Here is a 19117-nt window from a genome sequence, read left to right as displayed (position 1 = left end):
CACCTGAGCAGCGCCGTTAGAAAAGCGGCGCGTATTTCCAGTTGTCCGCATCCGGCGTCACCTCGTCCAGGTCATAGTCGGCGCCTTGCAGACGTTTGGCGATGTCCAACCCGTCTTCTGCCGCTTGATCGACATAGCGTCGGCCCAATGCTTCGTTCTGGGCAATGGCGTGACCGCGCATGAGGTTGAGCCCGTGGTTGAACCGCCCGACCGGGTCGCCTGCTTCGGCGGCGCGGCGGTTCCATTCCGCAGAGGCATCCGGGTTGTAGTCGCCGCCCAGGCCATTGTTCTCAAGCTGGCTCATCCAGGTCATTGCCTTGGTATACCCGGCTTCGGCGCATTTCCTGGTGAGTTCGCGCGCAAGTTCATGATTGTCATTCTTGGTGACATTGATGCCCAGAGAGCAGGTCACTGAATCGATGACGCCCATCTCGATCTTGCGGGTCAGCATTTTCCGGCCTGTGTCCTGCGGATTGAGAATACCCAACTCGTCTTCAATGGTGGCTGGTCGTTCGTCGGCCTGCGTGACGCTCGCCAGTGCAATCAAGCACATCGCCGTGATCGGTTCACGTATGTCCACGCCCTCCTTAGAGAGAACTATCACGCAGGCCGTCGCAAATCACTTTGACTTTGCTCACAACGCCAGACTGCTGCTACTCGGCTGCACGCACCGGCGCCTCCGGTTCGGTATCATGATCCTCGTGTAGCGGGCTTAGTCCGGTGATCAGCCGCGCCCCCTTCGAGAAGGTGAGGTAGGACCAGAACCAATTCATCGCGACGAAGATCGGGTTACGCACACCGATCAGGAAGTAGATATGCGCGATCCCCCACAGCCACCACGCCACGAAGCCCGAGAGTTGCAGTTTACCAAAGTCGATGACTGCCGCGTGCCGTCCGATGGTGGCCAGATTGCCAGCGTGTCGGTAGCGGAAGGGCCTATCATGCGGCTGGCCTTTGGCCAGCGCGGCGATCCGTTTGCCAACGTATTTCCCGCCCTGCTTTGCAGCCGGTGCGATACCAGGCACGTCAAGGCCGTCTTTCCAAGGCACTTGGGCGGCGTCCCCGATCACGTAGACATTTGGGTGGCCCGGCAGGCAGAGAGTATCGGTCACGGCCACACGACCGGTGCGATCTGTCGGCGCATCAAGCCACCGCCCCAAGTTTTTCACCGCAACTCCGGCCCCCCAGACCTTGCAGGCCGATGGAATGAAGGTGTCAGATAGCTGTACGCCCGCTTCGGTGATGTCTTCAACACGGGTGTTGACCATCACCTCAACCCCCAGTTTTTCGAGTGACGTGTGCGCCTTGTTGGAGAGGTTTTCCGGGAAGGTACCAAGCACACGCGGGCCTGCTTCGATCAGGATGATGCGGGCATCGCGCGAGTTGATGCGATGGAAGTCTGCCGCAAGCGCATGGTTTGCCAGTTCGGCAATTGCACCCGCCATTTCGACCCCGGTGGGGCCGCCACCGACAACCACAAAAGTCAACTGACGGCGCTGTTCGGCGTCCGAATTTGAAATCTCGGCCCGTTCAAAGGCCATAAGCACCTGTTTGCGGATCTCGGTTGCGTCAATGATCCGCTTGAGGCCGGGGGCGTGCCTTTCCCATTCGTCCCGCCCGAAATAGGAGTGATGCGCACCCGAGGCGACGATCAGATAGTCATAGTCGAACTGCCCCTCCCCGGTGATGACATGTTGGCTGTTCTTGTCCACATCCAGCACTTCGGTCAGCGCGACAGACACATTCTTTTGCCCTGAAAAAATCCCACGTATGGGCCACGCCACGTCTGCTGGTGACAGATCAGCCGTGGCCACCTGATAAAGCAAGGGCTGGAACAGGTGATAGTTCCGACGATCGATGATCTTAATATCGACCGGCGCGCGTTTCAGCGCACGGGCCGCGGCAAGGCCACCGAAGCCTGCACCGATGATGATAACCTTGGGACGGGATTGTTTTGGCATGGTCCACCTCGCTGCGGTTGCAAAGAGCTTTGCTGCACTTGCACCAATATAGGTTGTGACCGCCAAACCGCTATGCCAGCCCTGGTGCAATGGATGTGAGCCGCTGTAACAATTGGGTGCCGCGTTGCGCATGAGCCCGCTGCGCCGCACGGTCCTGTCGGCCCCCGTTAACCCGTTGTTGATACTTCCCTTGCCCGTGACAGCCGGGCCTTCCGGTTGGGTTCAGGTTGACTGCGTGACATGGGCTGCTTCGGCCCCCTGCGGAAAAGGGATGAATGGATGAACAAGGCAATTACTGATGGCGTGCTGCTGATGCCCCCAGCCTTTGCGAACGGTTTGGATGTCTGGTCGAGCGGCGATGGCACGCCTGGCTCTGACACCTACCAGAACGCGCCCAACGCGGCGTTTGTACCGGCGGATCAGGATTTTGGCGGTTGTCTTGAATTGCAAAAAGCGTCGAACACCACCCGTGTTCGGTACATGGGCGAAACCCCTCTGCTGCCCGGTTGCTACCTACGTGTGACTGTCCGCCTGAAGGCCATCAGTGGCAGCCTGCCATCAGTGCAGGTTGCGGGCTATGCAGCGCTGGCAAATGGAACCGTGGTGCCCGGTGTTGATACTTTCGGGGACAGCGTGACCCTCACCAACTATGGCGAAGTGGTCGAGGTCTCAGCGATCATTGGCGCGGGCAACCGATCCGGTGTGGATCTGGTGTGGGGAGCCGACGCAGTTTATGGGCATTTCGGCCTGGATCTGACAGGCCCGAACGGTGGTATTGTCCGCATTGATGACATCGTGATCGAAGACATCACGTCCGTTTTCCTGCGAGACATCATGTCTGTTGTGGACGTCCGCGATTTTGGTGCCATAGGCGATGGCACAACAGATGACAGTGCAGCTTTTGACGCGGCCAACGCGGCTGCCAACGGCCGGACCATCCTGGTTCCAGAGGGCGTGTTCCGGCTTGAGAATGACGTGACGCTGGACGAGTTGGTCAAGTTTGAAGGCACGCTGAGCATGCCCGACGACAGGGAGCTCCTGTTGCGCAAAAGCTATGATCTGCCGACCTACATTGAGGCCTTTGGCGACGAGGCTCTGGCTTTCAAAAAAGCGTTCCAGGCGCTTTTGAATGGTGTCGACCACGAAAGCCTGGATATGGGTGGGCGTCGCATTGCGGTGTTCGAACCCATCGACATGCAAGCAGCCGTCCCGAACCGCGATCAATACAACACGCGCCGTGTGATCCGGAACGGTCAGTTCGAGGCGCTGGGCGATGATTGGGGCAGCGAAACGGTTACAAGTCAGGCCACCTATAGCTCGTCCGATAGCCGCACGTTGAGCAACGTGATCAACATCGCGAACGTGCCGGTCGGCGCGCTTGTCACGGGCAATGGTGTGGGCCGTGAAATCTATGTACGCAGCAAGAACGTGGGGGCAGGCACCCTGACCCTGAACGCGCCACTTTTTGACGCCGACGGGACGCAGACCTTCACCTTTGAGCGGTTTGACTACCTGATCGACTTTGGTGGCTTTTCAAAGCTGACGAAGTTCAACATGTCGAACATCGAGTTTCAGTGTAACGGGAAAAGCAGCGGTATCATGCTGGCCCCCGCCGGGGCGACATTCGAATTGCAGGAATGCTTTATCAGCCGCCCAAAGGATCGTGGAATTACATCCATCGGTGGTGGGTGCCAGGGTTTCCTGATGGATCGGTGCCAGTTCCTGTCGTCCGAAGATTCCCTCGACGTTTCGGACCGCACGACCATCGGGTTCAACATCAATTCAAACGACGCAAAGATCTCGCGATTGTCGCGCGACGCGTTTCCGCCACTTCATGGTGCTGGCTGGTCGGAACCACCTGATCAAGGGCAACCACTTTTTCCAAGGAGATGGGGTGCAGGATGGCGTCCGCACCGCAGGGGCGGTCCTGCAGGACAACTACACGGCCACCGTGATCACCGGGAACTATGTCGACAACTGCTTTATCGAATGGACAAATGAGCGCGACCCCACTCCGGCGTTCACGTCCGGCTTTTCCTTCAGCTCATTCAGTATGACGGACAATGTGTTCCTGTCGGGCAGTGTTGCGCCATGGTTCAGCTATCTGGTGATCAAACCGCATGGGGCAGGCCATTTTCTGAATGGCGTGACGGTGACGGGAAACCGCTTCCAGTCCATCAATGGCCAGATTGACCGTGCAGAACGCGTCGATACCAGCTTTGCCGACCTGGACTATGATCGGAACCGCTCTGTCTGGTTCAAGGGGAACTCGTACCACAACGTGCGCGAAAGTGCTGAAAACCCGCAAGTCATTGCACACACCCAGAGTACGCCAAGCCGCATCTGGACAATCGAGACAGACAATAAGCTGCCCTTTGAAAGCTATTGCCAGTTCGTGGACTCTGTCGCGCTGACTGACGACTTGCGCAACAGTTCGAACCAGCGACGCTATGAAGCGCCTGTCGCGCGTGGGCGGGCCGGTTCAAACGAAGACGCGTTCACGCTGGAGTTCAGCGAAGATATGAGTGGATCGGTCAGGGCAACCGTTCGGATGGACCGCGGCTGACCGTCGCGGCGGTCAGAAGGACCGCCACATACCCAGTTTGAGGGCGAGGGTTCCATCCTCGTCCTCAAGGCCCAGGACAAAACTTGCACCATCGGGTTTGGGCTGCCAGATCACCGATGGGGCAAGGGTTGCAGATGTGTTCCCGTCCGCGCTGGTGACAAAGACCTGCATCATCACCTTGAACTTGTCATTGAGCGCAAGGCCAACAGTTGAATCCAGTTTCAGCGTGTTTGCACCTTCGTCGATCGCCCATTCGACCGCACCGTCAATCGCCACCCAGCCATGACGCTCCCCCAGGCTGATCCCGCGCCCATAGCTGAGGCCGGTGCGCAGCAACGGGTCCATGGCAAGGCCAAATGTACTGCCAATCCCGATATCATAGGCCAGTTTGTAGTCCCGCTTACCGGTCGGAATTGGTTTGCGCATGAAGACAAACGCTGTGCCTTCGCCCAAACGCCCCTGCGTCATATCCACGTCGACCTTGGCGCCAAGTGTGAGCTTGGGCCGCAGTCCGTACTCGGCATAAAGCGTTCCGTCGAGCCGCCCGGTTTCTTCATAGACCCCGCTATATGACAGGAACCCTTTCTTGTGCTCTTGCAACCACGCACCGGCCTGCGCGCCTGGCGCAAGCGCCAGCAACAAGAGGGTCAGCAGAAGGCGCATCACGGGTTTGTCTTATTTTGTTAACAAGCAATGACCGTGGCCCAGACATGGTTAACAATTGATTAGGATCAGGGATCTCGCCTTTTTTCGGCGGTCTGCCCTGCGGTGAGGACCGGTCAACCCTATATGGGATGGGAGCCATTTTTGGAGAGAGACGCCCATGCAATGCCCTATCGACGGAACGCCCCTTGTCATCACCGACCGCAGCGGGGTCGAGATTGACTATTGCCCGCAGTGCCGGGGTGTGTGGCTGGACCGGGGTGAGCTGGACAAGATCATCGAACGCGCCGCCGCCTATTCCGCTCCCCCTCCACCACCCGAAGCCCCTCGCGCACAACCAGACAGAGACTATGACGACCGTGGATATGATGACCGCGGCGATCGCCGGTATGATCAGCGTCGTGGTCGGCGCAAAAAGGGGATGGGCGACCTGTTGGGCGACATCTTTGATTTCTAGGCCAGACGGCTCATCAGGACCATCGCCAACAGGGCACAGCCAAGACCTGCATACTCCCGGGCGTGCAGCGTTTCACCGAAATGGAGCGCGCCTATCAGCGCCAGTGCAATAAGCGTGAGCATGGAATACGCCACGCCCGCTTGCGCCAGCGTGACATGCTGCATGGCGTAGAACCAGAAAAACGCCGATACGCCATAAAGCGCGACACCGAGCAGGACGAGGACCGACCACACGGGTTGGTTCCCGTCGGCGGCCAGTTTCAGCACATAGTCGCCTGCGATGACAACCAGTGCTGTCACGAAAGTAAAAGCAAATCCAAAAACAATATGGTCCATTTGAAAGCCCTTGAATGAGGGCCTCGCGATGGTCTGCGGGGCTATGAAAATATGAAGCTATCTTAGCACGTCGAAGGACTGCGCCATAGTCGGGTATTCCTGACGTGTCAGGCGACGGGCGCGGTGGCGCAAGCGCGGAACTTCTGCACTCCGGGTGCGGCGCCCATTAGCGAGACGGTGACGGCGGCGGTTTGGGTGAAAGCGGTGGCGGTTGCGTTGAATTCGAGCCCATCCAACACGTTGCCAAAGCCCACATCGGTGACAATGAGTGTATTCGCTTCTGTGCTGTGGAGCGTTGTCGAGATCGTGTTGGGTTGTGCGCCATCAAAGCGGATGGAGAAGGCGGCCGCGTCGGGCCAGCCGTCGGGACTCGTGACCGCGATGGCATAGAGGTGGGTGGCGTGGTCGTAGGTGACCGCGATGTCAACCGTCGGTTCGGTGTGTGAGAGAGTGCAGATGGGGGTTGGTGTGAACTCCCATGCGAGGGCTGGTGTGGTGAGAAAGATAAGAGGAAAAATAATACGCATGGCATGATGGTAGCGCAGTTTTGGGCCTGGTACACATCTGGACACGTCGGTCAGGCACAATCGAAAATGCTTGTGCTTTGGCTCCGAAGCTGTCAGGGCGGGCGCGCATAGCTATTCTACTCGATGTTCTGTTTTTCCTCACGGCACGCAGTCTCTCGATCATGACGACTACGCCGGACCGCTGCATCCTGTGAGCGGTATCAATTGAAGGAAGATATCACATGGCCACTGGCACAGTGAAATGGTTCAACACCACCAAAGGTTTCGGTTTCATCGCTCCTGATGGCGGCGACAAGGACGTGTTCGTCCACATCTCGTCCGTCGAGCGTTCCGGTCTGACCGGTCTGGCAGACAACCAGAAGGTCACTTTTGACCTGGAATCCGGCCGCGACGGCCGCGAGAGCGCAGTGAACATCGCTCTGGTGTAAGGGGATGGTGGGGTAAAGCCCCACCCTACCCGTTTGAGATTTGGCGCGGCGTCCGAAAGGTGGCCGCGTTTTTTTGTGCGGTGCCAATTTCTGCTATGATGGATGTGTAGGAGGAGACAGATGCTCAAAATTGATCCCGCCGCCAATTGCCAGACCGTCATCACCACGTTCGAATGCTCCCCCGGCACCTGCGCCGACCTGCTGGACAAGCTGCAAGGGGCATACGCTGACTTCATCTCGCACCAGCCGGGGTTCATTGGCGCCGGTTTGCATGTGAACGACGCGCAGACGCGGATCGCCAATTACTCGCAATGGCAGCGGCGCGAGGATTTTCAGGCGATGCTGCGGACGGAGGAGATGCGGGAACGGAACCGGGAGATTGCGGGGCTGTGCACGCGGTTCGAGCCGGTGATGTATGAGGTGGCGGGGGTGTTTTGATTGGTGTGGTTTGGTAAAAACCCAACCAAAGGACAACTGAAAGAAAGCATTGTCTTCAATGACCAGCTCAAGCAATGTTCCCGTTCAACAGGTGGTTTCTGTGTAGTGCTACTTGGTTGCGGTCGCTAAAGTACCAAAGCCGGTACGCGAACAAAAACCTGAGTGAGCGCATCAGCTGTTTGGCGTTGGGTTGATGATAGCAAAATGGCTATTCATCAAATTGAAACATCAAAATAATCTTTCAGCCCATCGAGGACTCTCTTAACTAGCTGACTATTTGTCTTCTTGAGGGTTTGTTGCAGTCTGCTGCGCAGCTCTTCCTTCGTTTTTTGGTTCATATCAGAAAACCTGACTTCATTTATTCCTAAACGTAGGTGTGATGCATCTTCCCAAAGGATGACAACACTAGGATAATCAGTGGTCAGTTTCTTAAGTTCGCGAACCTGGGATGGTCTGATTTCTGACATGGGAATAGTAATTTGCGTGCCAAGATTTTCTGGATCAAAACTAACTTTTCGATCTCTATGAATTTCCTCCTTCAGGTCCTCGCCACCGACTGACAGAGCTTCTTTGAGCCTTTGTGCCGCAGATATTTTTGACATCTCTGTGGCTTCATCAAGCCTAGACTGTGCTTCAATTTCTCTCGCCGATTGTGATATTTGATAAATCCTGCGTTCTTGTGCAACATCATGCTGTAAATTTGAGTGCAGTCGGGCAGGAAATTGGACCAAGAAAGCACCGAAAAAGCGTATCCAAGGAAGGGTTAGTGCTGCAAAAACACCAAGCAACATTGGATACCAAAGCGCAGATGACAGGCTCGTGTTAGCTTCAATAAACAGTATTTTCTCGGGAATTGTCCGCTCAGCAAAAAGCAAATAAAGTACGGGCTTCCAATTGATTACAATCCATGAAATCAAAATAGACCCAATTATTGGTGTTTTTGCTCTTTGGGCCCACGCTTCAAAAAAATCCTTCAGTGTATCAAGCATATCCAATCCACTACAAAACCGAATCAGAACTAGCCGAACTATCGTAACCCGTCTACCGCTTCCGCCGCTTCACATTCCCACCGCGTTGACCAGCCCGCCCCGCCGTTGACCGACCGCTTGCCTTCTGCGCGTCGTCCACGGCCTTCTCCACCGCGTATTGCCGCGCCAAGGGGTCATCCGCAACAACAAGATCGACGGTTTCCAGCCGTTTCACCTCGTCCCGCAGCCGTGCGGCTTCTTCGAACTCCAGGTTCTCTGCCGCTTTGCGCATGTCGGCGCGCAACCCGTCGAGCACGGCTTGCAGGTTGCCGCCTGCCATCTGGTTGTCGATCTTGGCGGTCACGCGGTTCATGTCCGTGTCGCCTTTGTAGAGGCCCGCCAGCACGTCCTCGACGTTTTTCTTCACCGTCTCGGGCGTGATGCCGTGTTCTTTGTTATAGGCTTCCTGCTTGGCGCGGCGGCGGTTGGTTTCGGCCAGTGCGCGCTCCATCGAACCCGTAACCTTATCGGCGTACATGATCACGCGGCCGTCGGCGTTCCTTGCCGCCCGGCCGATGGTTTGGACCAGCGACGTCTCGGACCGCAGGAACCCTTCCTTGTCGGCATCCAAAATCGCGACCAGCCCGCATTCGGGGATATCGAGCCCCTCGCGCAGCAGGTTGATCCCGATCAGCACGTCGAAGGCACCAAGCCGCAGGTCGCGCAGAATTTCGATCCGTTCGAGCGTGTCGATGTCGGAGTGCATGTAGCGGACGCGGATGCCCTGTTCGTGCATGTATTCCGTGAGGTCTTCGGCCATGCGCTTGGTCAGCGTGGTGCAGAGGGTGCGCATGCCTTGCTTGGCGACCTTTTGCACCTCGTCCAGCAGATCGTCGACCTGCATCTCAACCGGGCGAATTTCGACGGGCGGGTCCAGAAGGCCGGTGGGGCGGATGACCTGTTCGGTGAAGACGCCGCCGGTTTGTTCGATTTCCCAAGCAGCGGGGGTGGCCGAGACGAAGACGGATTGGGGGCGCATGGCGTCCCATTCCTCGAACTTGAGGGGGCGGTTGTCCATGCAGGACGGCAGGCGGAAGCCGTGTTCGGCCAGCGTGAACTTGCGCCTGTAGTCGCCTTTGTACATGCCCCCGATCTGGGGGACCGAGACGTGGGATTCATCCGCGAAGACAATGGCGTTGTCGGGGATGAATTCAAAGAGCGTGGGGGGCGGTTCGCCCGGCGCGCGGCCCGTGAGGTAGCGGGAGTAGTTTTCGATGCCGTTGCAGACGCCCGTTGCTTCCAGCATCTCAAGGTCGAAGTTGGTGCGTTGTTCGAGCCGCTGCGCTTCGAGCAGCTTGCCCTCGCCCACCAGTTGATCGAGCCGGACCTTGAGTTCTTTTTTGATGCCGATGATGGCTTGGTTCATCGTTGGTTTGGGCGTGACATAGTGCGAGTTGGCGTAGACCCGGATGTGATCGAGCGTGTCGCATTTTTCGCCAGTGAGCGGGTCGAATTCGGTGATCGATTCCAGTTCTTCGCCGAAGAAGGACAGTTTCCACGCCCGGTCTTCGAGGTGGGCCGGGAAGATTTCGAGGCTGTCGCCCCGCACCCGGAAGCTGCCGCGTTGGAAGGCGTGGTCGTTTCGTTTGTATTGTTGCGCCACCAGATCCGCGATGACCTGTCGCTGGTCGTATTCCTTGCCCACCTTGAGGTCCTGCGTCATCGCCCCGTAGGTCTCAACGCTGCCGATGCCGTAGATGCACGAGACGGACGCCACGATAATCACGTCGTCGCGTTCCAGCAGCGCCCGCGTGGCCGAGTGGCGCATGCGGTCGATCTGTTCGTTGATCTGGGATTCTTTCTCGATATAGGTGTCAGAGCGCGCGACATAGGCTTCGGGCTGGTAGTAGTCGTAGTAGCTGACGAAATATTCGACGGCGTTGTCGGGGAAGAACCCTTTGAACTCGCCATAGAGCTGGGCCGCGAGGGTCTTGTTCGGCGCTAGAATAATGGCCGGGCGCTGCGTTTCCTCGATCACCTTGGCCATGGTGTAGGTTTTACCGGTGCCCGTTGCGCCCAAGAGCACTTGATCGCGGTCGCCGCCCATGACGCCTGCGCTCAATTCCTTGATCGCCGTAGGCTGGTCGCCTGCGGGCTGGAATTCTGTGTTCATCACCAGTTGCTTGCCGCCTTCGAGTTTCAGACGGGTGCGGACATCCTCGGCCGGGTTGGCGAGATAGGTGACGGGTTCGGAGGAATCGGTGTGTGCGTAGGCCATGCACGTTTATCTGTTGTGCACGTGTCCTGATGCAAGGGGCACTGCTGCCAGTTCGTGACAGGAGTGGACACTCGGACCACAATAGTCGGTAGCGGTCAAATTCCGATCGGGGCGTGCAACGCCATCGGAGCGTCCATCCCTTTCAACACTTCGGTGCCGACATGGCGTGTGGCTACCCCGGCGATGCGGGCCACCGGGGCAGAGATCAGCACCGGTTCGTCCAAGCGTCCGCAAAACGCCTCGACCCGGCTGGCGATATTCACCGACTGGCCCAATACAGTAAAATCGATCCGCTCGCGCGCACCCACATTGCCATAAAGCAACGCTCCATAATGGATGCCTGTGCCAAAGGGCACTGGCAAATCGGCAAGTTTGGCGATGCCAAGGGCCGCATGGGCGGCACTGATCGCCTGACGGCAAGCCTTCACCTGCCCCGCGTCAGTACCATCCGAGGGAAAGAGCGCCAGCACACCGTCACCCAGAAATTTCAGAATTTCGCCTTCGTTATTGTCGATGGCATCCGACATGACTTCGAAATAGCGGTTCGCCACGTCGAGGGCGTGCTCGGCTGATTGGGTCGTATTCAGCGCGGTCCACCCGCGAATGTCTGAAAACAGAATGGCCGCTTCATTCTGTTCGATATCACCCCGTGTGATCTGGCCGTCCAGTACGCGCTGCCCCGTCCGGGGGCCGAGGTAGCTTTGGGCAATGGCGGTCGCGAGATGGAAATTGCCGTGCGCCTCGGCAATCGGGGCAATGGCCGTCGCAAGCGTATCAATCAGAACGATATCATCCTCGGTAAACCCCTCCGGGTCTTCGGACACCAGCATCAAGATGCCCCCGGCCCCCTCAACGAAATCAAGCGGAACACCATAATAGTCTGTCCCCCCGCGACGCTGCAATTCGTGCAACACGACGTGATCCTCTGGCCCGAGTGGTTCCCGAAGGCTGCGCCGGAACGGTTTCCGGGTCTGACCGATATATTCCATCGGACTGCCCACATATGATGATCGTGTTTCCAGCCCTTGCGGCGCTGTGAACTGGACGATGGGACCACCACCATGTTCCCAAAGAAAACTGAGCGCAGCAGTCAAAGGATGTGTTGTCCGCATCCCAAGCCGCACGCGCATCAACGCCATCCCTTCATCCCGCAACCGCAGGCCAAGACCGTCAACAAGGACCTGAAGACCTTTCATGCGACCATGGGTCAGGATCCAGTTGAGATGCGGTTCAGCGTTCCAAGCCATTGTGCAAAGGTGGAGCAGTCAATGGATAACGCAAGGTCTGGCGTCATTCGTCACAATTGCCAGCACTGTCACAATTGTGACGGTTCAATCGGTGTCGGCGGTAAGCCAAGTCGGATTCAAATTTGCAGGCTGTCCGCCTTCAACTTCGCCTCCCGACGCTGCAAAATGCCCGTCTGAACTTTGAGCGATCTGTTATCGACCGTCGTATTCGCGAGCGTTTTTTACTTGCGTCCCAGTCGCTTTTCGACGGCAGCGCGGGCAATGTCCGCAGCGGTCTGGGCCGCGCCGCCATTCTATGCAAATGTCACCTCGGACCTGCGTGGTGAGGCGAAATCACACCTTGCCCTGTGGCGTTCGATTGACGATATGTGTGCTGTCGATTGCCGGAGAACCAAAATGCGCGCACGCATCTACCAGCCAGCCAAGACGGCTATGTCGTCTGGTACAGCCAAGACCAAGCACTGGGTGCTGGAATTTGCACCGGCGTCTGCCCGGTCAGTGGATCCGCTGATGGGCTGGACGTCGTCTTCGGACACACAGGCGCAGGTGAGTATGTCATTTGACACGAAAGAGGCTGCACTGGACTACGCCAAGGAACATGGCATCGACGCTCAGGTCCAGGAGCCCAACAAGCGCAAGGCAAATATCCGTCCCGGCGGATATGGTGAAAACTTTGCGACCAACCGGCGCGGGACTTGGACGCACTAGCGTTTGCTCAATAGCATCACGCTCGAACGATCCGAGGCGTGGACTAGAGCAGATACGCCCAAACAAACACCACGGGCAGCGCGCATGTAAACGCGATCATGAACAGCTTTGCCGCGTGACTGACCTTGCCAAACCAGCCGTCGCCAAGCGCACCTTCGCCATAGTTCATCGCGGCCGACATCACGATGTATCCTTGGCGCTCCCGCTCCATCTTGGCCCGATTGATTGACGTCAGTGCCGCATTATATCGGGCGTCCTGACGTGCTTGTTCATCAAGGTTCGGTTGCAGGTTTTCCATATGTGTCATGTGATGCGCGCTCCGTTTGTTGGGTGACGAGATGGAGCACACACTGATCAAGTCCACATTGTGCGACAAAAAAGGCCAACCCGTAGGCTGGCCGTTTTTGTTGCGCGTGAAACCCCGTGTCACTGCAGGATGAATGTCACCTTCAGGTTCACCCGGTATTCAGCGATCTTGCCGTCCTGTACGATGGCTTTCTGGTCCTGAACCCACGCGCCCTCGACATTTTTCAGCGTCTCGCAGGCGCGTTTCACACCCTGCTCTACCGCGTCGTCAAAGCTGGTGTTGGAACTGGCGATGATTTCGGTCACTCGTGCGACTGACATTGTCTTCTCCCTTTTCCTGTGCTGACCCGTTCAGGCTAGCGCACAGGCAGAGCACCGGGATTGACATATCGCATGACGGATCACCGTCAGCGAAACCGGGCCACCCGAGATGGGGTGGCCCGGATACTGTTCTTAGGACCCGCCAAGTGCCTTGTCGGTGATCTGATGCGTCCACGCACCCTCGGGTGCTGCGGAAATCACAGGGTCCGACCCGCCCGACAGAAGCGACTGCACGGTGCGCTCGTAATCTGCTGGCAAAAGCGCACCATTCGAGCCTGCAGTCAGCTTGGCCACTTCACCCATCATACGCTTTTGATGCTTTTCGGTCTGGGCCCCGGTCTCATCATATTCCAACACGATCTCGGCGGCCTCGTCCGGGTTCTCTTCTGCGTATTTCCAGCCTTTCATCGAGGCACGGACGAAACGGACCATCTTGTCTTCAAAAGCGGGGTCAGTGAGGTTCTCCTCAAGCACATAGAGCCCGTCTTCGAGCGTTGCGACGCCATTATCTTCGTATTTGAACACGGTCAGATCGTCGGGCGACAGTCCTGCGTCGATCACCTGCCAATACTCGTTGTAGGTCATGGTGGAGACGCAGGCCGCCTGCCCGTTCAGGATCGGGTCAACGTTAAAGCCCTGTTTCAGCACCTCGACGCCTGCATCCGACCCATCAGTTGGAATCTCAAGTTGGCTCATCCAGGACAGGAACGGGAATTCGTTGCCAAAGAACCAGACACCCAGCGTCTTGCCCGGGAAGTCTTCGGTTGTTTCGACGCCCGCATCCTTGCGGCAGGTCAGCATCATGCCCGATGACTTGAACGGTTGCGCGATGTTGACCATCGGCAGGCCCTTTTCCCGGGCCGCCAGGGCCGCGGGCATCCATTCGACCGTCACATCGGCGCCGCCACCGGCCAGCACCTGCGTGGGCGCGATGTCGGGACCGCCCGGTTTGATGGTGACGTTCAGGTCTTCCTCACCATAGAACCCTTTTTCCAGCGCCACGTAGTAGCCAGCGAACTGGGCTTGGGTGACCCACTTCAGTTGCAGCGTGACGTCATCTGCCGCCATGGCTGCACCGGCGACGAGCGATAGTGCCGCGGCTCCGAATGTTGCTTTGATCTTCATGATACCCTCCAAGGTGATTGAATTTTTTATCCGCGTTGTGACGGGTGCCAAAAGGTCACCCGCTTTTCGATCCAGGCCACGATGCCATAGAATGCCGTCCCCGCCAAAGCGGCCACCGCGATCTCAGCCCAGACAAGGTCGATGCTCAAGCTTCCCACGCCGGTCGAGATGCGGAAACCCATACCGCGTGTAGGGGAGCCGAAATATTCGGCAACTATGGCCCCGATCAGGGCCAGCGTGGTGGCGATTTTCAGACCGTTGAAAACGAACGGCATGGCCGCGGGCAGGCGCAGACGGAACAGCGTTTGCCAGTATCCGGCTGCATATGTCCGCATCAGATCGCGTTGCATGGCCGAGGCTTCGTTCAATCCTTGTACGGTGTTCACAAGGATCGGAAAGAAGACCATGACCACCACAACCGCTGCCTTCGACTGCCAGTCGAAACCAAACCAGTTCACCATGATCGGCGCGATGCCAACAATTGGCAAAGCCGCAACGAAGTTGCCGATAGGCAGCAGGCCCCGCGTCAGAAAAGCAGACCGGTCGATCAGGACTGCCGCGACAAAGGCCGCGATTGCACCGATGGCAAAGCCGCGCAGCGCGCCCTTGACCACGGTTTGCCCAAAATCGATCCACAGAATGTCGGTGGAGGCGGCAAAGGTCTGCGCCACGGTCGAGGGCGCGGGCAGGATCACGGGCGAGATGCCGAAGCCACGCACCAGCGCCTCCCATATGACCAATAGCGTCAAACCAAAAATCACCGGGATGGCTATCCGAACCGCCCGGTTGTCGCCACGATGAGCCAACCAGTTGTTCAACGCCCAGCCGCCTAGCCAGACCAGCAGCGCAAGGATCAGCCAACTCATGTGGCCATCCCCATGCGCTTCAGCGTGACACGCTGTATCGCGTCAAGCAGAGTGACCAAAGCGCCCGCCAGAACAGCCGCCGCAAACAGCGCCGACCAGATAGCCAGAGGCGTGCCGAACTGGTCCCCGATCAGGATGCGTGCGCCAAGACCGCTGATCGCCCCCGTCGGCAACTCGCCCACGATGGTACCAACCAGCGCCGCAGCGATACCGACCTTGAGAGAGGTGAACAAATACGGCACCGAAGCCGGTAGGCGCAGGCGTAGAAAACTCTGTAGGCCACTAGCATTGTAAGTGCGCAGCAGGTCCAGTTGAGACATTTCCGGTGCGCGCAACCCCTTTACCATGCCGACCAGCACCGGGAAGAAACACAGGTAGGCCGAGATGATGGCCTTGGGCACGCCACGCCCCTCAATCCCCACCTGGCTCGACAACACGATGATCATTGGTGCCAGTGCCACGATGGGGATGGTTTGACTGATGATGGCCCAAGGCATCAGACTCAGCTGTGCCGTGCGGGAATAGACAATGGCCACCGCCCCCAAGATGCCCAGAAGCGTCCCAAGGGCAAAACCCCAAAGCGTTGACTGCAAGGTAATCCAGCCATGATAAATCAGCCCACGTTTGGACCATGGTCGGCCTTTGGCAATCATGGCACCCGTAGTCTTCCACAACTCCTGTCCCACCTGCGCAGGCGTTGGAAGGCGTGGACGGTCAAGCACATAGCCCAGCCCGACATGTTCGGAATTGTTCAGCATCAGCTGCCAGACCGACACCTCGCGCCGCGGTACGGACCCCTCAGGCACAACCAACTCGCCTGCCCGCTCGGCCTGATCCAAGGCCACGCGCACATTCATGGGCGCCACGGCCAGATACCAGATGCCTACGATCACGGCCAAAACGGTCAGGACAGGCAGCACGGACCGCATCACACCATCCCCTGCTTCATCTTGCCGGATAAACTTCCCCCGGAGGGTCGTTTTGCCAAGGGTCCCAGATCAGTCATAGGCGTGCCCTGCCCGCAGCCCATCCCGCACACGGTGCGCAATCTCAAGAAACTCCGGCGTTTCGCGGATATCCAAGGGGCGCTCCTTTGGCAGCGTACTCTCGATCACATCCGTGATCCGTCCCGGGCGCGGCGACATCACGACGATCTTGGTCGACAGATACACAGCCTCGGGAATCGAGTGGGTGACAAAAGCGATGGTCTTCTCTGTCCGCGCCCACAGCTGCAACAGCTGCTCATTCAAGTGATCCCGCACAATCTCATCGAGCGCACCAAAGGGTTCGTCCATCAGTAGAATATCCGCATCAAAGGCCAAGGCCCGCGCAATAGACGCCCGTTGCTGCATGCCGCCCGACAGTTGCCACGGGAACTTCTTCTCGAAACCGGAAAGCTCGACCAACTCCAAAGTCCGAGCAACCCGCTCGGCCTGTTCCACCTTCGAGTAGCCCATGATCTCCAGCGGCAGCGAGATATTCCGCGCAATGGTTCGCCACGGATACAGCCCCGCCGCCTGAAAAACGTAACCATAGGCGCGCGCCTTGCGTGCTTCCTCGGGCGTGGTACCATTGACGGTGATGGAGCCACCGGTGGGCTGTTCAAGGTCAGCCATGCAACGCAGGAATGTGGTCTTGCCGCAACCCGACGGGCCGATGAAGGACACGAAATCACCCTTGGCGATATCCAGCGATACGCCCTTGAGCGCATGCACAGGGCCGTCATTGGTTTGAAACGTCAAATCCAGCGATTTGGATTGAATTACGTATTGTGTTGTCACTGTAGGGCCAGTCTTGCCGAAGTCTTGAAGTCAGAAGCGGATCGTTGGGTCAGCGCGACAATATCCTCTGCCGCCCGGTCTGCGTGATATGCAACGATTTGGTACCCGAGGCGATATCCAGCCCAAACCGGGTATTGCCCTGCGCCAAAAAACCAGTCCGCATGATTATAGGCTTGGTTCCATCCGTCGATTACATCTGACGATAGCCCTGCTACCTCATCCAGCGGTTGCTCCCAAGGCTCCGGAGGCGAGGCATACACCTCGCGAACAAAGACACCCGCCAGACCTTCGCTTATCAAAGCAGCGCCCAGTGTCGTACCATATCCCGGGCCACGCCAGCGCAGAACGTGATTGATCTCGTGCGCCAAGGTACGCTCTAGGGGTTCGCCAAGATTGCCTTCGAAGGCTTCGGCTTCTGGATCAAAGGACAGATAGACCAACCAACCATTGGGCGCATATCCCACATGGCCTCGTTCCCGAATGACCCTTGGGCTGTCGTTCACAACAATATCCAGCTGATCGACACGAGCATGCATTGACACCCGCTGATGCGTACGTGCGATGGCCTCTTCGATCGAGCCACGCCAAGGCTGCAACCGTCCGCGTGCATCTGCAACGTGGGTGGTCCAGGATGATGTCATCAAATCCCCGCCGGAATATTCAGTGGATCGCGCTCGATCATCTTGGGTGCGGTCAGCGCCTTCCACTTCGACAGCGCCACTGAAGCGCTCGGGAACGCAGGGCGCGGCACGAATTTACCCCGCCCCGGCGCGGGCTGCGAGTTTTGCCCCCAGGCCCAGATCACCTCACCCCGGCTGAGGGTGTAACGCGCTTGCGCCTTCACCTCGAACCCTTCGAACACATTATAGTCCAGCACCGAATGGTGGTTTGCGGGGCTGATCGTCTTGGTGATCTTGGGATCCCAGACGACAATATCTGCGTCAGCACCTTCTACAATCGCTCCCTTCTTGGGATAGATATTCAGGATTTTCGCCACGTTGGTGGACGTCGTCGCAACAAATTCATTGGGTGTCAGGCGCCCTGTTTCCACCCCTTCGGTCCAGAGAACGGCCAGCCGCTCCTCCAACCCGTTCGAGCCATTGGGGATGATGCGAAAGTCATCGCGCCCGGCCCGTTTCTGTTCCGTATTGAAGGCCGCGTGGTCGGTGGCGACCACCTGCAAGGACCCCGCCTGCAAACCGGCCCATAGAGAGTCCTGATGATCCTTCGACCGGAAGGGCGGCGACATCACTCGCCGCGCGGCGTGGTCCCAATCCTTGTTGAAATACTCGCTCTCATCCAGCGTCAGGAACTGGATCAACGGCTCACCATAGACCCGCATCCCCTTCTGCCGCGCGCGCCGGATCGCCTCATGCGCCTGCTCACAGGACACATGCACAATATAAAGCGGCACACCTGCTGCATCAGCAATAGTGATGGCCCGGTTTGCGGCCTCACCCTCGAATTCGGGCGGGCGGGAATAGGCGTGGCCCTCGGGCCCGGTAATTCCCTGATCGAAATACTTCTGCTGCATCTCGGCCACCAAATCGCCGTTCTCGGCATGAACCATGGGCAGCGCACCCAGTTCGGCGCAGCGCTTAAAGGACGCGAACATCTCGTCATCCTCGATCATCAAGGCGCCTTTGTAGGCCATAAAGTGCTTGAAGGAATTGACGCCCATGTCCACGGCATCCTTCATCTCGTTGAAGATGCTCTCGTCCCAGCCGGTGATGGCCATGTGATAGCCAACATCAGAACAGATCTGCGGCGCGGACTTGCGATGCCACTCGTTGATCGCGTTCTTGATGGACCCGTCGGCGCCAGGCAGGCAAAAATCGACGATCATCGTGGTGCCACCCACGGCGGCGGCCCACGTGCCAGACTCAAAGGTCTCGGCTGCGGTGGTGCCCATAAACGGCATTTCCAGATGGGTGTGCGGGTCTATCCCGCCGGGGATGACATAGGCACCTTCAGCGTCGATATACTCGTCACCCACCAAATCCTCGCCAATCTGCTTGATGGTCTCACCTTCTACCAGCACATCGGCCTTCCAGGTCCGGTCCGCCGTACAGACCATCCCGCCCTTGATCACCTTGGTCATGTCATCTCTCCTCTGTCAGCCGTTTCTTCTGACTGAAAATA

The 19117-nt window shown here is 58.0% G+C and carries 20 protein-coding genes and 1 pseudogene; 5 read left to right on the top strand and 16 right to left on the bottom strand.

The window, feature by feature from the left end:
* Positions 1–16: 16 nt before the first annotated feature.
* Positions 17–580 (bottom strand): tetratricopeptide repeat protein, encoded by a 564-nt coding sequence (locus tag ACZ1HN_RS05880; RefSeq protein ID WP_472726815.1) that lies wholly within the window; start codon positions 578–580, stop codon positions 17–19.
* A gap of 73 nt (positions 581–653) precedes the next feature.
* Complete coding sequence (locus ACZ1HN_RS05875) at positions 654–1961, bottom strand: NAD(P)/FAD-dependent oxidoreductase (protein WP_472726814.1); 1308 nt, start codon at positions 1959–1961, stop codon at positions 654–656.
* Positions 1962–2240: 279 nt separating this feature from the next.
* Here ACZ1HN_RS05875 and ACZ1HN_RS05870 point away from each other — a divergent pair.
* Positions 2241–4527 (top strand): annotated as a pseudogene (locus ACZ1HN_RS05870) (glycosyl hydrolase family 28-related protein).
* 12 nt (positions 4528–4539) lie between these two features.
* Here ACZ1HN_RS05870 and ACZ1HN_RS05865 read toward each other — a convergent pair.
* Positions 4540–5193: a hypothetical protein gene (locus ACZ1HN_RS05865; protein ID WP_472726813.1), complete on the bottom strand. Its 654-nt coding sequence runs from the start codon at positions 5191–5193 to the stop codon at positions 4540–4542.
* A 157-nt stretch (positions 5194–5350) separates the two neighbouring features.
* Between ACZ1HN_RS05865 and ACZ1HN_RS05860 the strand changes: the two genes are divergently transcribed.
* On the top strand, positions 5351–5647 hold the full coding sequence (locus ACZ1HN_RS05860) for a TFIIB-type zinc ribbon-containing protein (protein WP_299208492.1): 297 nt from the start codon (positions 5351–5353) through the stop codon (positions 5645–5647).
* On the opposite strand, the gene ACZ1HN_RS05855 is transcribed toward ACZ1HN_RS05860, so the two are convergent.
* Both ACZ1HN_RS05855 and ACZ1HN_RS05850 read right to left on the bottom strand, forming a co-directional pair.
* On the bottom strand, positions 5644–5982 hold the full coding sequence (locus ACZ1HN_RS05855; RefSeq protein WP_299208490.1) for an EamA family transporter: 339 nt from the start codon (positions 5980–5982) through the stop codon (positions 5644–5646). The genes ACZ1HN_RS05860 and ACZ1HN_RS05855 overlap by 4 nt on opposite strands.
* 107 nt (positions 5983–6089) lie before the next feature.
* Positions 6090–6509 carry a hypothetical protein gene (locus ACZ1HN_RS05850; RefSeq protein ID WP_472726812.1) on the bottom strand — a complete coding sequence of 140 codons (420 nt, stop codon included), beginning with the start codon at positions 6507–6509 and terminating at the stop codon, positions 6090–6092.
* 221 nt (positions 6510–6730) lie between these two features.
* Between ACZ1HN_RS05850 and ACZ1HN_RS05845 the strand changes: the two genes are divergently transcribed.
* Together ACZ1HN_RS05845 and ACZ1HN_RS05840 are read left to right on the top strand one after the other, a co-directional pair.
* Positions 6731–6937 carry a cold-shock protein gene (locus ACZ1HN_RS05845; protein ID WP_299208486.1) on the top strand — a complete coding sequence of 69 codons (207 nt, stop codon included), beginning with the start codon at positions 6731–6733 and terminating at the stop codon, positions 6935–6937.
* Positions 6938–7057: 120 nt separating this feature from the next.
* The gene (locus ACZ1HN_RS05840) at positions 7058–7375 is read left to right on the top strand and encodes an antibiotic biosynthesis monooxygenase family protein (protein ID WP_299745823.1); all 318 of its coding nucleotides are present in this window, start codon (positions 7058–7060) and stop codon (positions 7373–7375) included.
* A 215-nt stretch (positions 7376–7590) separates the two neighbouring features.
* On the opposite strand, the gene ACZ1HN_RS05835 is transcribed toward ACZ1HN_RS05840, so the two are convergent.
* The 3 genes from ACZ1HN_RS05835 to ACZ1HN_RS05825 all read right to left on the bottom strand — a co-directional run bounded on the left by ACZ1HN_RS05835 (position 7591) and on the right by ACZ1HN_RS05825 (position 11868).
* Entirely contained in the window at positions 7591–8364 is a 774-nt protein-coding gene (locus tag ACZ1HN_RS05835; protein ID WP_472726811.1) for a hypothetical protein, read from the bottom strand.
* Positions 8365–8416: 52 nt separating this feature from the next.
* Positions 8417–10621, bottom strand: a complete 2205-nt coding sequence (uvrB, locus tag ACZ1HN_RS05830; RefSeq protein WP_299208480.1) for an excinuclease ABC subunit UvrB — start codon at positions 10619–10621, stop codon at positions 8417–8419.
* A gap of 95 nt (positions 10622–10716) precedes the next feature.
* Positions 10717–11868, bottom strand: coding sequence for an adenylate/guanylate cyclase domain-containing protein (locus ACZ1HN_RS05825; RefSeq protein WP_472726810.1), 1152 nt, complete (start codon positions 11866–11868; stop codon positions 10717–10719).
* 396 nt (positions 11869–12264) lie between these two features.
* On the opposite strand from ACZ1HN_RS05825, the gene ACZ1HN_RS05820 reads away from it, so the two are divergent.
* Positions 12265–12576 carry an ETC complex I subunit gene (locus tag ACZ1HN_RS05820; RefSeq protein WP_299602808.1) on the top strand — a complete coding sequence of 104 codons (312 nt, stop codon included), beginning with the start codon at positions 12265–12267 and terminating at the stop codon, positions 12574–12576.
* A gap of 43 nt (positions 12577–12619) precedes the next feature.
* Here the strand turns inward: ACZ1HN_RS05820 and ACZ1HN_RS05815 are convergent, their stop codons facing one another.
* The 8 genes from ACZ1HN_RS05815 to hydA form a co-directional block, all read right to left on the bottom strand.
* A complete protein-coding gene (locus ACZ1HN_RS05815; RefSeq protein WP_472726809.1) occupies positions 12620–12883 on the bottom strand; it encodes a hypothetical protein in 264 nt (87 codons plus the stop codon).
* 119 nt (positions 12884–13002) lie between these two features.
* The gene (locus tag ACZ1HN_RS05810) at positions 13003–13203 is read right to left on the bottom strand and encodes a dodecin family protein (protein ID WP_299208470.1); all 201 of its coding nucleotides are present in this window, start codon (positions 13201–13203) and stop codon (positions 13003–13005) included.
* Between the two features lie 132 nt (positions 13204–13335).
* Positions 13336–14328: an ABC transporter substrate-binding protein gene (locus ACZ1HN_RS05805; protein WP_299704381.1), complete on the bottom strand. Its 993-nt coding sequence runs from the start codon at positions 14326–14328 to the stop codon at positions 13336–13338.
* Between the two features lie 26 nt (positions 14329–14354).
* On the bottom strand, positions 14355–15194 hold the full coding sequence (locus ACZ1HN_RS05800; RefSeq protein WP_299601997.1) for an ABC transporter permease: 840 nt from the start codon (positions 15192–15194) through the stop codon (positions 14355–14357).
* Positions 15191–16123, bottom strand: a complete 933-nt coding sequence (locus tag ACZ1HN_RS05795; protein WP_472726808.1) for an ABC transporter permease — start codon at positions 16121–16123, stop codon at positions 15191–15193. Before ACZ1HN_RS05795 ends, ACZ1HN_RS05800 begins: the two co-directional genes overlap by 4 nt.
* A gap of 69 nt (positions 16124–16192) precedes the next feature.
* Entirely contained in the window at positions 16193–16975 is a 783-nt protein-coding gene (locus ACZ1HN_RS05790; protein WP_472726807.1) for an ABC transporter ATP-binding protein, read from the bottom strand.
* Positions 16972–17616 carry a DUF2268 domain-containing putative Zn-dependent protease gene (locus ACZ1HN_RS05785; protein ID WP_472726806.1) on the bottom strand — a complete coding sequence of 215 codons (645 nt, stop codon included), beginning with the start codon at positions 17614–17616 and terminating at the stop codon, positions 16972–16974. Before ACZ1HN_RS05785 ends, ACZ1HN_RS05790 begins: the two co-directional genes overlap by 4 nt.
* Entirely contained in the window at positions 17616–19076 is a 1461-nt protein-coding gene (gene hydA, locus ACZ1HN_RS05780; RefSeq protein WP_472726805.1) for a dihydropyrimidinase, read from the bottom strand. Before hydA ends, ACZ1HN_RS05785 begins: the two co-directional genes overlap by 1 nt.
* Positions 19077–19117 lie beyond the last annotated feature (41 nt).

The organism is Tateyamaria sp. GN1-10, assembly GCF_055693845.1.
The sequence above is the reverse complement of the archived record's forward strand: the minus strand, read 5'-3'. Positions and strand labels throughout refer to the sequence as shown.